Genomic DNA, 13,495 nt, shown 5'->3' on the forward strand with positions numbered 1-13,495 from the left:
ACCGCGAACCGGTTGTGGAACCGCGGAAGCACCGAGATGATGAAAACCTGACTCCGAGCGGTGTTGTGATGGAGGAAGGAGCGCTAGCCTGCTCCTATTCACCCATAGTAATGGATACTTGCCTCGCAGTAGGGCGTCGCGGACGACCGGGAGATGCCGCGGGCTACCGGAAGATTCGGTGAGGATGGACACGGATGACCGGCGGCAGCGGGCTACGGGAAGATTCGTGAGGAAGACCCCGGGTGATCGGCGGCGAGGAGTACGGAGGTGTCGAGAATGAGCACGGAGACGTCCGTTCCGCATCCCCGGGTGTCCGGACTCGAGGCGTCCGACTCCGCGCTCTTCGCGACCTTGATCAAAGAGGCGCCCATCGCCTTCGCGTTCTTCGACACCGAGCTGAGGTGCCGCCGCGTCAACGAGACGCTCGCCGGGGTCCACGGCGCCGTCGCGGGTGACCTGATCGGGCGCCGCCCGTCCGAGATGCTGCCCGCCGACCTCGCCACGGCGATGGAGGCCGCGCTCCGCAAGGTCCTCGACGAGGACAAGTCCGTGCTGGACGCCGACCTGATCATGCGGTTGCCGGCCGGCGGGGACACCGAGAAGGACCTGCCTCCCGAGACCCGGCACTGGTCCTCGTCCTGGTTCCCCTCGCACGGCGCCGAGGGCGACATCCTCGGCGTGGCGCTGATCGCGGTGGACGTGACCGATCGCCGCCGGGCCGAGGACGTCATCCGCCGCAAGGAGGAGCGCTACCGCTCCCTGGTGGAGGCCAGCTCGCAGGTCGTCTGGGTGACCGACCCGCAGGGCCGGGTGAGCGAGGACGCGCCCGAGTGGCGGGCGATCACGGGGCAGACCTTCGACGACTACGCCGCCGGCGGCTGGCCCGCGGTGATCCATCCCGAGGACCGCGGCCGGATCGAGGCCGCCTGGCGCGAGTGCGTCGAGGCCGAGCGCACCTTCGAGACCGACTACCGGGTGCGCACCAAGACCGGCGCCTACCGGCACTACGACGTCCGCGCGGTGCCGATCCGGCGCGGCGAGGCCGTGGTCGAGTGGGTCGGCGCCAACACCGACGTCACCGGCCAGCGTGAGGCCGAGGAGATGCGCGGGCGGCTGACCGAGCAGCTGTCGGCCGCGGCGCTGCGCACCGCCCGGCTGCAGCAGGCGACGTCGATGCTGGCCGAGGCGCTCACCGTCAGCCAGGTCGTCCAGGTCATCACCGAGGTCGGCCGTTCGGCGATCGGCGCGGACCGGTCGGCGGTGGCCCTGCTGGACGACGACAAGCTCCGGCTGGAGATCATCACTCCGAGCGGCGCCTCCGATCCGGCCGACTTCGGCCGCGAGCTCTTCCAGGTCAGTGACCCCTCGGTCATGTCGGTGGCGGTGCGCGAGAGCCGGCCCTTCCTGGCGGAGAGCCCGGACGAGCTGCGGCTGCAGCTGGGCCGGGCCGAGATCGACCCCTTCCTGCAGAACACCGAGGAGCGGGCCTGGGTCGGCCTGCCGCTGCTCGCCGCCGGCGCGCCCATCGGCGCGCTGCGGTTCGCCTTCACCCGCCCCCGCGCGATCACCGAGGAGGAGCGGGTCTTCCTGGAGGCGCTCGCCGGTCAGTGCGCCCTGGCGGTGGAGCGGGCGCTGCTGTTCGAGCGCGAGCACAAGACCGCGGAGGCGCTGCAGCGTAGCCTGCTGCCCGACGTGCTGCTCCAGCTCCCGACCATGCAGCTCGCCGCGCGCTACCACCCGGCCACCCGGCACGTGCAGGTCGGCGGCGACTGGTACGACGCGTTCCGGCTGCCCGACGACCGGCTGGCCGTGGCTGTCGGCGACGTCATGGGCAAGGGCGTGCGCGCGGCCGCGGGCATGGGCCGGGTCCGCAACGCCCTGCGCGCCCTGGCGCTCAACGACCCCCGTCCGGCCGCGGTGCTCTCCGGCCTGGACCGGCTGTTCAGCGCCACCGAGGACGTCGAGCAATTCACCACCGTGGCCTACGCGGTCATCGACCCCGAGACCGGGGCCGGGGTGCTCAGCAACGCCGGTCACCCGCCGCCCCTGCTGCTGGGCCCGGACACCTCGGCCAGGCTCAGCACCGCCGAGCCCGGGACGCCGCTCGGCTGGCCCAGCCACCGTCAGCAGGCAAGTTTTTCCATCACACCCGGAAACACTGTGGTCTTCTACAGCGATGGACTTGTGGAGAATCGCAGACGTGGAGTGGACGCGGGGCTCGACGAGTTGGTCGGTGCCGCCGCGGACGCCACACCGGAGGTAGTGGGGGATCCAGAGATACTCGTGGACTTTCTGATCGATCGGATGCTCGCCGGGTATGAGCAAGACGACGATGTGACCGTACTTGCCCTACACGTTCCCCCGAAGACGATCCCGAAGACGATGTAGTCCGTACGAAGGACCACCCGGCTCCCTCTAAGGTGGTGTGTTACCGAGCAGGACTCCCCCGTACGGAATGCGCAGCCGTGCCAGAATGCTGACCTTGGTCAACGGATACGCTGCCGTTCCGCACGGGTCTGCTGGCCCCGCCTGGGCGAGGCCACCCATCCGTCAGGGCACATGGGTCAACCCAGCCACACGTTCGTTCGAGAGGTATTTGTGTCGCCTGCCAGTTCTACCTCGAAGCCGACCGAGCTGCACGAGCACGTCATCGGACAACTCATCGAGCGTGGGCGGTCTCAGGGGTACCTTGAAGCCGACGACGTACGACGTACGTTCGAGGAAGCCGAAATCCCGGTCTCCAAGGCTTCGAGCATCTTGCGGAGTCTTAGCAAGGAGGGTGTGACCGTCATGGTGAGCGCTGCCGACTCCGCGGCGCCGAAGCGTCCGCGTAAGCGCGTGACGCCGGCTCCCCCGCGGAAGACCACGACCGCCGCGGCCGCCAAGGAACAGCCCGACACCGTGACGGCGGTCGTCGATGGTGCCGCGGAGTCCGTTCCCCAGCAGTCCGAGTCGAAGTCGGCCGGGGCCAAGCGCGCCCCCGCCAAGCGCGCGGCGGCCAAGCGGCCCGCGGCCACCGCCAAGCCGGGACCGGCCAAGTCCGCGGCTGCCAAGCCCGCGGCCGGCAAGCCCGCCGCGGCCAAGTCCGGGCCCGCCAAGAAGACGGAGCCGCCCGCCAAGATGTCGGCGGACGAGCCCGAGGACGAGGAGGTCGCCGAGGTCACCGACCTCGAGGATCTCGAGGACCTCGACGTCGAGCTGGTGGAGGAGGACCCGGCCGAGGCCGGGGAGGTGGCGGAGGCCGTCCCGGCCGCCGAAGACGAGCCCGAGGCCGAGAGCGGTGACGAGGCCAAGGGGGAGGCCGTCCCCGCCGTGCCGGCCAAGGAGGACGAGTCCTTCGTCCTCACCGACGATGACGACGACGCGCCGGTCCAGCAGATCGCCTCCGCCGGCGCGACCGCCGACCCGGTCAAGGACTACCTGAAGCAGATCGGCAAGGTCCCCCTGCTCAACGCCGAGCAGGAGGTCGAGCTCGCCAAGCGCATCGAGGCGGGCCTGTTCGCCGAGGAACGGCTCGCCATCGACGGGCCCGCGATGTCCGAGGACGACCTCGAGGACTTCGAGTGGATCGCCGAGGACGGCCGCCGGGCCAAGAACCACCTGCTCGAGGCCAACCTGCGGCTCGTGGTGTCGCTGGCCAAGCGCTATACCGGCCGCGGCATGCTGTTCCTGGACCTCATCCAGGAGGGCAACCTCGGCCTGATCCGCGCGGTGGAGAAGTTCGACTACACCAAGGGTTACAAGTTCTCGACCTATGCCACCTGGTGGATCCGTCAGGCGATCACCCGGGCGATGGCCGACCAGGCCCGCACCATCCGCATCCCGGTGCACATGGTCGAAGTGATCAACAAGCTCGCTCGCGTCCAGCGGCAGATGCTCCAGGACCTCGGCCGGGAGCCGACCCCGGAGGAACTGGCCAAGGAGCTCGACATGACCCCCGAGAAGGTCGTCGAGGTCCAGAAGTACGGCCGCGAGCCCATCTCCCTGCACACCCCGCTCGGCGAGGACGGCGACAGCGAGTTCGGTGACCTCATCGAGGACTCCGAGGCCATCGTGCCGGCCGACGCGGTCAGCTTCACCCTGCTGCAGGAGCAGTTGCACTCGGTGCTGGACACCCTGAGCGAGCGCGAGGCGGGCGTGGTGTCGATGCGGTTCGGCCTGACCGACGGCCAGCCCAAGACCCTCGACGAGATCGGCAAGGTCTACGGGGTCACCCGGGAGCGGATCCGCCAGATCGAGTCCAAGACGATGTCGAAGCTGCGTCACCCGTCGCGCTCCCAGGTGCTGCGCGACTACCTGGACTGAACAGGTTCACGTAAGACCGCGGGTCCGGACAATGGTTCCGGGCCCGCTTTTGCATGTGATTCACCTACAACAAGTGTATGTGTTACCACTTTTGGTAGAACTTCTCCGGAATCGACACGCTCGCCGGTACCGCGTAACGCAACCTTTACACGAAGGTAGCGGGAGGCGTCTTGGCCCTTCCTAGGCTCCCGCGCTATGGGAGTGATGGAGGTTGACCGGGTGCACATTCCCCCGGCCGGGGCAGGGCCCCGGACGTCCGGTGTGATCCGCGGGCGTCCATGGACAGATCCGGTACTCGATGAGGCGATCGACGCCGTACGCGATCGCTACCTGAGGGTGGCCGTGGCCGCCCTCGCGGAGACTCGGCACGACCCGGAGCTGCGTTCGCTGCGGGTCGAGGCGCTGGCCAAGGCCGCCATCGGCCTGAGCCACGGGATCGAGTCGCTCCTGCAGGCCGATCCCGGCAATCCCGACCTGTGGCTCTGGCTGGGGCGGACCCGGGTGGAGGAGGCCTGGGGGATCAGGCCTGCGCCGCGCGGGCGTGCCGTGCAGGCCGCCGCCTACAAGGCGTTCTCCAAGATGATGCAGTCGGCCCGCGACCCCCTCATGCGCGCGGCCGAGCGGCTGCCCGACGACCCGGTGCCGTGGGAGAGCATGATGTGGGTCGGTCTCGCCCTGGAGTTCGAGCCCGAGGACAAGGAGATGCTCTGGCGGCAGGCCGAGCGGCGCTGCCCCACGTTGTACGGGGCGCACGTGGTCAGGGTGCTCTCGCTGTCGCCGCAGTGGGGCGGGCTGGCGGAGGCGATGTTCGACTTCGCCCGGCTGTCGATGAGCATGGCCGCCAGGGAGGACCCGAGGGCGGCCCTGATTCCGCTGGCCTATTTCGAATTCTTCGTCCAGGAACGTTCCGGGATCATCCGCGGTGCGTCCTCCTGGTTCTCCGACCAGGAGATCCGTGACGTCGAGTCCGCCGCGCGCGGGTGGTTCTCGGGCGTCGCGGGGCGCGGCGGGCCGGGCGACCCCCGGCGCCCGCGACCGCATCCCCGCACGATCGAGGCGCACAACCTGTTCGGTGCGGCGTTCCATCTCGGCGACGCGCGGCGGCCGGCCCGCCAGCACCTGAACCGCACCAACGGCCGCCCGAGCCGGTTGCCCTGGACCTACCTGGGAGGCAACGAAGTCGATCAGTACACCAAGGCGTGCCGCCAGCTCAATCTCCACGGCTGATCCTGACCGGCCGCCGCTCCCTGACCGGGGCGGCTCCCGCGCGGGAACGCGTGTGACCACGGGGGTCGCTCCGTCCTGTGCCCGGACGGCGACGGAGAGTGCCTACTCGGTGACGACGATGCCGGCCGTCCAGGTGCCATCGGCCCGCGCCGGCTCTTCCAGCTCCACGACGTGCCCCAGGTCGCTCAGCACCTTCGCCAGCTGCGACGGTGACCGCGGCTCCGCTCCGCTCACGAGGAGATCCCGGGCGATCACGCCCCGCGTGGCCTTGGCCATATGGCTCACCACGGACCGTTCGACCACACCGCCGGCGACCCGCTCCCGTACGACCCGTACCGCCACCGTCGGACCGGCCGGCCGCCACGCCGCCGCATAGGGCGCCGAGCGCATGTCCACGATCAGCCGGTCGTCGGCCTCTGCCCGCAGGTGCCGGCTCAGCGCGGGCCTCCACACGGCCGCCAGCGCGCCGAGCGGCGGCAGGCTCACCCCCATGGCCAGCCGGTAGGGCGGCACCCGGTCGTCGATGCGCAGCGCCCCCCAGAGACCGGAGAAGATCAGGATGCTCGAGGCCGCGCGCTCGCGCGCCTCCCGGTCGAGGGCGCCCAGGCCCAGGTTGTCGTACAGCACCCCGGTGTAGAGATCGGCGGCGCTCAGGGTGGGCGCTGCGCGGAGGGTACGGTTCCGTACCACCGCGTCGGCCTGGCCGGGGGAGAGCCCCAGGACCTGGCGGGCCGTCTCCTGCGGCCCTTTGCAGAGCGCGACGAGCGCTCTCAGGACGCGTCTGCGCACCGGGCCCAGCCGGGGGTGGGCGAGCGCGTCCACGTCCAGCGGCGGCCCGTCTCCGCCGGGGGCCTTGCCCTCGGACGGCGGCAAAAGGATCAGCATGGTCCCGCGGTCACTCTCCACCTGAGCACGCCGTATCGAACGCACGCGACGGCGGCCACCGTCTCCGGTGACCGCCGTCGGCGTGCTCTGCGATTATGTAGGGGTCGTTCGAGTCACCGTCAGTCGTCGACGACAGCGGTGGGGGTTTCGATCAACCGATCGGTCTCGTCATGGATGTCCGCCCCGTTAGAGCGAAGCGCCTCACTGAATTTGCGTCCGTGGTGGGCGCAGAACAGAAGGTCGCCGCCGCCCGTAAGGACTGCACGGACATACGCCTGGGCACCGCAACGGTCGCATCTGTCTGCGGCCGTCATCGGCTTGGATGGGGCAAGGGCTCCAGTCACGGCACCTTCCTCGTCTCGGGGTCGGTACTTAGGACAACATCTAACCCGACCTGGGCGTTCCCAACCTGCATACGCGTACGCCCAGAGCGGAATGCCCCAGTAAGTGACAGAAGTCACGTCAGGGCTTCTATCCCCTGGCAGTGGTATCAGGTGTCGTCCCAGCGGAACAACCTCATGGCCACCAGTGTCGCCACCAGGGCTATCCCGAGGAGCACCCCGATCTGGGGAAGGGCCGACGCGGGGCCCAGACCGCGCCCCATGACATTGAGCATGCCCTCGTTGAGGTAGCGGAGCGGTACGGCGTACGAGAGCGTCTGGAGCCAGCTGGGGGCGCTGTCGAGCGGGAAGAACGAGCCGCCCAGGAAGACCATCGGGAAAATGATCATCTGGATCAGGGTCTGGGCGGAGTCCTGGGTCTTGGCCGAGGCCCCGACCACCATCCCGATGGCCAGGAACGCCAGCACCCCGGCCAGGACGACCGGGATCGACATCCACCAGCTGCCCGCCAGTCTGAGCCCGAAGACGGGCAACTGGGCGACGGCCAGGAACACCGCCGTCTGGATCAGCGCCACGCCGAGGCTGACCGCCACCCGGGCGGCGAAGACGTTGCGGATGGGCACCGGGGACAGCTGCAGGCGGCGCAGGATGCCCTTGGTCCGCCAGGTCACCAGCGTCTGGGCGGCCCCGAACATCGCGGCCGACGACAGCGCCCAGCCCAGCATCCCCGGGGTGATGAACTGGATGGCCTTCAGCGAGGTGTCCTCGACCTGCCGGGTCGCCAGCGTGTAGGCGGGGGGCTTGCCGGTCGCCTCCAGATTGGCCCGCTCCACCAGCGAGTTGATGATCCCCTGGGCGGTGCCGGCCTTCACCCGGTCCGCCGCCGAGTAGTGCACGACCAGCTGGGCGCCCTGCTGCTCGACGGCCGCGTCGTCGTCGCCCTTGCCGACCTTCTTCAGGGCGGCGTCCCGGTCGCCGACCTTGGTGATCGTCATGACCTTGCCGATCCCGGCCGGATCCTGGGCCAGGGCCCGGTCCAGCACCGGCACCGGGCCGACCTCGAGCACCTCGATCTTCGAGGTGCTCACGCTCCCGAAGATGCCGCCGAAGACCACCAGGAACATCAGGGGGAAGAGGATCGAGAAGAACATCGCCCGCTTGTCCCGGCGGAAGCTCAGGAACATGGCATGGGCGAGGCTGCCGAGACCGCTCACGCGCGGTACTCCCGTCCGGTCAGGGTGAGGAAGACGTCCTCGAGCGTGGCGCCGCGGACCTGCAGGCCCGCCAGGGCCTCCCGCCCGGCGAGCGCCGTGATGGCCGGCGCGGGGTCGTGTGTGGTGATCGTCAACGACACGCCGTCGTCGGAGACCTGCTCCGCGGCGGGGAGCGCGCGGGCGTCGGACTCGCTGAGCGCGCCGCTGGGCAGGCTGATCCGCACGGCCGCGTTCAGCTCGCGCACCAGCGTGGCGGGCGGGCCGAGCCGCAGGATCCTGCCCGCGTCCATGATGGCCACCCGGTCGCACAGGAGCTCGGCCTCGTCCATGTAGTGCGTGGTCAGGACGACCGTGCGGCCCTCGGTGTTGATCTCCCGCAGCACGTCCCAGAGGTTGCGGCGGGCCTGCGGGTCCAGCGCCGCGCTGGGCTCGTCCAGGAAGAGCAGCTCGGGCTCGTGCACCAGCGCGCAGGCGATCGACAGCCGCTGCGCCTGGCCGCCGGACAGACGCTCCACCTGGACGTCGGCCTTGTCGGCCAGGCCCACGGTCTCCAGCATCGCGTCGGCCTTCTTCCCGGGCACCCCGTAGAGCGATCCGAAGGTCCGCAGCTGCTCCCGGGCGGTGAGCCGCTCGAAGAACGAGGTGGACTGCAGCTGGACGCCGATCCGGGGCAGGAGCGCGGGATTGCGCGGCCAGGGCGGCAGGCCCAGCACCGACACGGTCCCCTCGTCGGCCTCGCGCAGCCCCTCGATGATCTCCAGGGTGGTGGTCTTCCCGGCGCCGTTGGGGCCGAGGATGCCGAAGAACTCTCCCGCTTCGACCTGGAAGGACACGCCGTCGACCGCGTTCACCTTCCCGTATCGTTTTCGCAGGTCCTCGACCACGATCGTTTTTGACATGGCGGACACACTAGAACGGACCGGGCACACGCACACCAACCGACCGGTGGACCTCAAAGTCCACCCGGACGGCGCTCCCGGCACCGAAACGGCGAGCCTGCGGGTGAATTGTCTTCGGTCACGGGTACGCTGCCGAGCGAATGTTCTACCCCCGAGGAGCTCAACCCTTGACCGCCATGACCGCTGAAGTGGCCGCCGAAGACCCGCATGCCTATTCGGCCCGGCATCTGTCCGTGCTCGAAGGGCTGGAGGCCGTACGCAAGCGGCCCGGCATGTACATCGGGTCCACCGACAGCCGGGGCCTGGTGCACTGCCTATGGGAGATCGTCGACAACTCCGTCGACGAGGCGCTCGGCGGGCACTGCAAGCAGATCAGCGTCGTCCTGCACGCCGACGGCTCCATCGAGGTGGGAGACGACGGCCGCGGCATCCCCGTCGACATCGAGCCCAAGACCGGGCTCCCCGGTGTCGAGCTGGTCATGACCCGGCTGCACGCGGGCGGCAAGTTCGGCGGGGTCTCCTACACCGCCTCCGGTGGCCTGCACGGCGTCGGCGCCTCGGTGGTGAACGCGCTGTCCGCGCGGCTCGACGTCGAGGTGGACCGCAGCGGCCACACCCACCTGGTGAGCTTCCGGCGCGGCATGCCCGGTGAGTTCGCTGGCCAGGGCCCGGATGCCAAGTTCACCAAGAAGTCCGGCATGCGGCAGATCAAGAAGGTCGCCCGCCGGGTCACCGGCACCCGGGTGCGCTTCTGGCCGGACTTCCAGATCTTCCTGCGCGACGCCACCATCGACCAGGGCCTGGTCATGGACCGGATGCGGCAGACCGCGTTCCTGGTCCCGGGCCTGACGATCTCGGTGCGCGACGAGCGCGGCGAGGAGGTCGTCGAGGAGACCTTCCGGTTCGACGGCGGCATCAGCGAGTTCTGCTCCTACCTCGCCAAGGACGCCGAGGTCAGCGAGGTGCTCCGGCTGGAGGGCCGTGGCCACTTCACCGAGACCGTCCCGGTCCTGGACGAGCAGGGCCACCTCACGCCCACGGACGTCGCCCGCGACCTCGAGGTCGACGTGGCGCTCCGCTGGGGGACCGGCTACGACGCCACGATCCGCTCCTTCGTCAACGTGATCGCCACCCCTAAGGGCGGCACCCACGTGTCCGGCTTCGAGAAGGCCCTGGTCAGGGTCCTCAACGAGCAGCTGCGCAGTGCCCGGCTGCTGAGGGTCGGCGACGACGGCGTGCTCAAGGACGACATCATGGAGGGTCTCACCGCGGTCGTGACCGTGCGGCTTCCCGAGCCGCAGTTCGAGGGCCAGACCAAGGAGATCCTGGGCACCTCCGCCGCCACCCGCATCGTCTCCCAGGTGGTCGCACGCGAGCTCGGCGCGCTGTTCGACGCGCCCAAGCGCGGGCAGAAGCAGCAGCTGCGCGCGGTGCTGGAGAAGGTCGTCTCGGCGGCCAAGACCCGTATCGCCGCCCGCACCCAGCGCGACAACCAGCGCCGCAAGAACGCCCTGGAGAACTCCGCGCTGCCGGCCAAGCTGGTCGACTGCCGCACCACCGACGACCGCAGCGAGCTGTTCATCGTCGAGGGCGACTCGGCACTGGGCACGGCGAAGCTGGCGCGCAACTCCGAGTTCCAGGCGCTGCTGCCGATCCGGGGCAAGATCCTCAACGTGCAGAAGGCGTCCGTCGCCGACATGCTCAAGAACACCGAGTGCGCGGCGATCATCCAGGTCCTCGGGGCCGGGTCCGGGCGCACCTTCGACCTGGACGCCGCCCGTTACGGGCGCATCATCCTGATGGCGGACGCCGACGTGGACGGCAGCCACATCCGCTGCCTGCTGCTGACCCTGCTGCACCGCTACATGCGCCCGATGCTCGATGCCGGGCGCGTGTTCGCCGCGGTCCCGCCGCTGCACCGGATCCAGCTGACCAACCCCAAAAAGGGCCAGGAGAAGTACGTCTACTGCTACAGCGACGGCGAGCTGCGCAAGAAGCTCGTCGAGTTCGAGCGCAAGGGCATCCGCTGGAAGGAGCCGGTCCAGCGCTACAAGGGCCTGGGCGAGATGGACGCCGACCAGCTGGCCGAGACCACCATGGACCCCCGGCACCGCATGCTCCGCCGCATCCGGATCGAGGACGCCGAGGACGCCGCCAAGATCTTCGACCTGCTCATGGGCTCCGAGGTGGCGCCGCGCCGCGAGTTCATCACCGCCGGCGCCAGCGAGCTGGACGCCTCCCGCATCGACGCCTGAGCCCCTCCACCCCGGGGTGGAGAGCGCGAACTCCATCCCCGCGGTGGTCCCGCCCGGTCCCGGCGCGGGTTACCGTCCACGGGTGAGGTTCGTCAGTGTCACCGGCCGCGGGAGACCGCCGCTGCGCCTGCTGGGCGTCGCGGTGCTCGTCGCCTGGGCCGTCGGCGGTTATCTGGCGGGCACCCTCCAGTCGGTCTCGCACACCACCGGCAACGGCACTCGCGGCGCCGTCTGGTTGCTCAACCTGGCCGGTTTCCTGGCGGTCGCGACGGTCATCCGGGCCCGGTGCCGGCTCGGCCGGTGGGTGCCCTGGCTCCTCACCGGAGCGGTCGCGGCCGCGCTCCTGCTCCTGGTCATCGTGCCCGGCGGCCCGTCGATCGCCCTGGCCTACCTCGCGGTCGGGGTGGCCGCCGCCAGCCTGCCGCTGCGCTGGGGGGCCGGGCTGGCGGCGCTCGGGATCGCCGGTGTGCTGATGGCCGGGTACGTCACCGAGTCGCGTCTCGACATCTGGTCGGCCATCGGATTCGCGGGAGTGTTCTTCGCCGGGATGACCGCCCGGGAGCGCGACGCGCTGCGCGAGTCCCAGGCGCGCAACGAGGTGCTCGCCGACCGGGCGCACCTGGCCAGGGAGATCCACGACATCCTCGCCCACTCGCTGTCCGCCCAGATCGTGCACCTGGAGGGCGCCCGCCTCCTGCTGGCCGGAGACGGCGGCCGGGAGCAGATCCTCGAACGGGTCGAGTCGGCCCAGCGGTTGGCCAGATCGGGCCTGGAGGAGACCCGCCGGGCCCTGGCCACGCTCCGCGGCGAGATCCCGCCGCCGGAGGAGGCCCTGGCCGAGCTCGCGGAGGAGTTCCGGGCGGCGACCGGGCGGCCCTGCGACGTCGAGATCACCGGCCCCTGCCGGGAGCTGACCCCCGAGGCCCGGCTGGCGGTCGTCCGGACGGCCCAGGAGGCGCTCACCAACGTGCGCAGGCACGCCCCCGGCGCCCGCGCGCTCGTACGGCTGCGCTACCGGGACGCGGACGTGGAGCTGGACATGACCGACGACGGCGGCTCCGGGCACGCCGAGCGGTCCCCGGGGTCCGGATACGGGCTGGTCGGGATGCGCGAGCGGGCCGAGCTGATCGGTGGCACGCTGGAGTCGGGCCGGGCCGGAGGCGGATTCCGGGTGATCCTGCGAGTTCCGGCGTGACAGTGACCCGGGTGGTGGTCGCCGACGACCAGACGGTCGTACGAGAAGGTCTGGCGCTGTTGCTGGGGCTCCTGCCCGGCATCGAGGTCGTCGGGGTCGCCGGCGACGGGGAGCAGGCGATCGAGCAGGTCGCCCTGCACCGGCCCGACGTGGTGCTGATGGACCTGCGCATGCCGCGGATGGACGGAGTGGAGGCGACCCGCCGGATCCGCAGCGGCGATCCGGGCGTGCAGGTCGTGGTGCTGACCACCTACGCCGACGATGAATCGGTCTTCGCCGCCCTGCGGGCCGGCGCCCGGGGATTCCTCACCAAGGACGCCGGCGCGGAGGAGATCGCCCAGGCGATCGCGGCCGTACGGGAGGGCGAGGCCCAGCTCGACCCCTCCGTACAGCTCCGGCTGGTCGAGGCCCTCACGTCCGCCGAGCCGCCCCGGGGGCGCGGTGCCCTCCCGGACGGGCTCACCAAGCGCGAGGGGCAGGTGCTGGGGCTGATCGCGCAGGGACGCTCCAACGCGGAGATCGCCCGTGAGCTGTTCATCTCCGAGGCCACGGTGAAGACCCACATCAACAACCTGTTCGCCAAGGCCGCCCTGCGGGACCGGGCCCAGGCGGTGGCGTACGCCTTCCGGCACGGCTTCGCGTCGCCCGGGTAACGGCGGCCGCCCACGGGCCCGGGAGCGGCCAAGAGCGCACCTGGAACCGGTCAAAGCGGTGAGCCCCCGCGACGGCGCGGTCATGATGTAGTCGCCCGGTCACCGATGGGAGCGGGCCCTACGTCGCCCCTACGTCTTGGAGAGGACCCGGCGTGCACAGGACCAGAATGATGGCCGAGTATCTGCGGTCGTGCGCCCGGTGGCGGCTGGACCGCGCGGACGAGCTGGACGGCGGCGGCAACGCCCGCTCGGCCCTCGGCCTGCTGGACGCGGCCGTGTACGCCGAGAGCATGGACGACAGCGAACGGGTGGTCGTCCGGATGGTGGTCGCCGGGTGCTTCGCGCTGGGCCGGTTCAACCCCGGCACGGAGGGGGAGTGGATCATCCGCGGCTGGCACTACGACAACGGCCACGGCGGGCCCCTCGACCTCTTCGACGCCGTCGCCTCCGCCGCGGAACGCGGCCTGGTCCCGGCCCCGCGGGTCCGGGCCTGACCGGCTCGCCCGGCCCGGCCCGCGGGC

At 70.7% G+C, this 13,495-nt stretch carries 11 protein-coding genes; 7 read left to right on the top strand and 4 right to left on the bottom strand.

Features of this window, described 5'->3' with window-relative positions:
- Positions 1 to 276: 276 nt before the first annotated feature.
- The 3 genes from ACRYCC_RS22955 to ACRYCC_RS22965 all read left to right on the top strand — a co-directional run bounded on the left by ACRYCC_RS22955 (position 277) and on the right by ACRYCC_RS22965 (position 5,532).
- Positions 277 to 2,388, top strand: coding sequence for a SpoIIE family protein phosphatase (locus tag ACRYCC_RS22955; RefSeq protein WP_433815175.1), 2,112 nt, complete (start codon positions 277 to 279; stop codon positions 2,386 to 2,388).
- Positions 2,389 to 2,598: 210 nt separating this feature from the next.
- Entirely contained in the window at positions 2,599 to 4,305 is a 1,707-nt protein-coding gene (locus tag ACRYCC_RS22960) for an RNA polymerase sigma factor (RefSeq protein WP_433815176.1), read from the top strand.
- Positions 4,306 to 4,500: 195 nt separating this feature from the next.
- Positions 4,501 to 5,532 (top strand): hypothetical protein, encoded by a 1,032-nt coding sequence (locus ACRYCC_RS22965; protein ID WP_433815178.1) that lies wholly within the window; start codon positions 4,501 to 4,503, stop codon positions 5,530 to 5,532.
- Positions 5,533 to 5,634: 102 nt separating this feature from the next.
- Here ACRYCC_RS22965 and yaaA read toward each other — a convergent pair whose 3' ends face one another.
- The 4 genes from yaaA to ACRYCC_RS22985 all read right to left on the bottom strand — a co-directional run bounded on the left by yaaA (position 5,635) and on the right by ACRYCC_RS22985 (position 8,871).
- Positions 5,635 to 6,417 (bottom strand): peroxide stress protein YaaA, encoded by a 783-nt coding sequence (yaaA, locus tag ACRYCC_RS22970; protein WP_433815179.1) that lies wholly within the window; start codon positions 6,415 to 6,417, stop codon positions 5,635 to 5,637.
- 119 nt (positions 6,418 to 6,536) lie between these two features.
- Positions 6,537 to 6,761 carry a DUF7455 domain-containing protein gene (locus tag ACRYCC_RS22975; RefSeq protein ID WP_433815181.1) on the bottom strand — a complete coding sequence of 75 codons (225 nt, stop codon included), beginning with the start codon at positions 6,759 to 6,761 and terminating at the stop codon, positions 6,537 to 6,539.
- A gap of 146 nt (positions 6,762 to 6,907) precedes the next feature.
- Positions 6,908 to 7,972 (bottom strand): ABC transporter permease, encoded by a 1,065-nt coding sequence (locus ACRYCC_RS22980; protein WP_433815182.1) that lies wholly within the window; start codon positions 7,970 to 7,972, stop codon positions 6,908 to 6,910.
- A complete protein-coding gene (locus ACRYCC_RS22985) occupies positions 7,969 to 8,871 on the bottom strand; it encodes an ABC transporter ATP-binding protein (protein ID WP_433815183.1) in 903 nt (300 codons plus the stop codon). Before ACRYCC_RS22985 ends, ACRYCC_RS22980 begins: the two co-directional genes overlap by 4 nt.
- A gap of 167 nt (positions 8,872 to 9,038) precedes the next feature.
- Between ACRYCC_RS22985 and ACRYCC_RS22990 the strand changes: the two genes are divergently transcribed.
- The 4 genes from ACRYCC_RS22990 (at position 9,039) to ACRYCC_RS23005 (ending at position 13,468) form a co-directional block, all read left to right on the top strand.
- Complete coding sequence (locus ACRYCC_RS22990) at positions 9,039 to 11,126, top strand: DNA gyrase/topoisomerase IV subunit B (RefSeq protein ID WP_433815185.1); 2,088 nt, start codon at positions 9,039 to 9,041, stop codon at positions 11,124 to 11,126.
- A gap of 82 nt (positions 11,127 to 11,208) precedes the next feature.
- Positions 11,209 to 12,321 carry a sensor histidine kinase gene (locus ACRYCC_RS22995; RefSeq protein ID WP_433815187.1) on the top strand — a complete coding sequence of 371 codons (1,113 nt, stop codon included), beginning with the start codon at positions 11,209 to 11,211 and terminating at the stop codon, positions 12,319 to 12,321.
- Positions 12,318 to 12,974 (top strand): response regulator, encoded by a 657-nt coding sequence (locus ACRYCC_RS23000; protein WP_433815189.1) that lies wholly within the window; start codon positions 12,318 to 12,320, stop codon positions 12,972 to 12,974. The genes ACRYCC_RS22995 and ACRYCC_RS23000 overlap by 4 nt, the downstream gene beginning before the upstream one ends.
- A gap of 152 nt (positions 12,975 to 13,126) precedes the next feature.
- Positions 13,127 to 13,468 (top strand): hypothetical protein, encoded by a 342-nt coding sequence (locus ACRYCC_RS23005; RefSeq protein WP_433815191.1) that lies wholly within the window; start codon positions 13,127 to 13,129, stop codon positions 13,466 to 13,468.
- Positions 13,469 to 13,495 lie beyond the last annotated feature (27 nt).

This window comes from Actinomadura scrupuli (assembly GCF_050971785.1).
GTDB classification, from domain to species: Bacteria; Actinomycetota; Actinomycetes; order Streptosporangiales; family Streptosporangiaceae; genus Actinomadura_E; species Actinomadura_E scrupuli.

Coding starts and splice junctions, on each gene's coding strand:
- ACRYCC_RS22955 (WP_433815175.1), top strand. CDS start 277: ATGAGCACGGAGACGTCCGTTCCGCATCCCCGGGTGTCCGGACTCGAG.
- ACRYCC_RS22965 (WP_433815178.1), top strand. CDS start 4,501: ATGGGAGTGATGGAGGTTGACCGGGTGCACATTCCCCCGGCCGGGGCA.
- yaaA (WP_433815179.1), bottom strand. CDS start 6,417: ATGCTGATCCTTTTGCCGCCGTCCGAGGGCAAGGCCCCCGGCGGAGAC.
- ACRYCC_RS22985 (WP_433815183.1), bottom strand. CDS start 8,871: ATGTCAAAAACGATCGTGGTCGAGGACCTGCGAAAACGATACGGGAAG.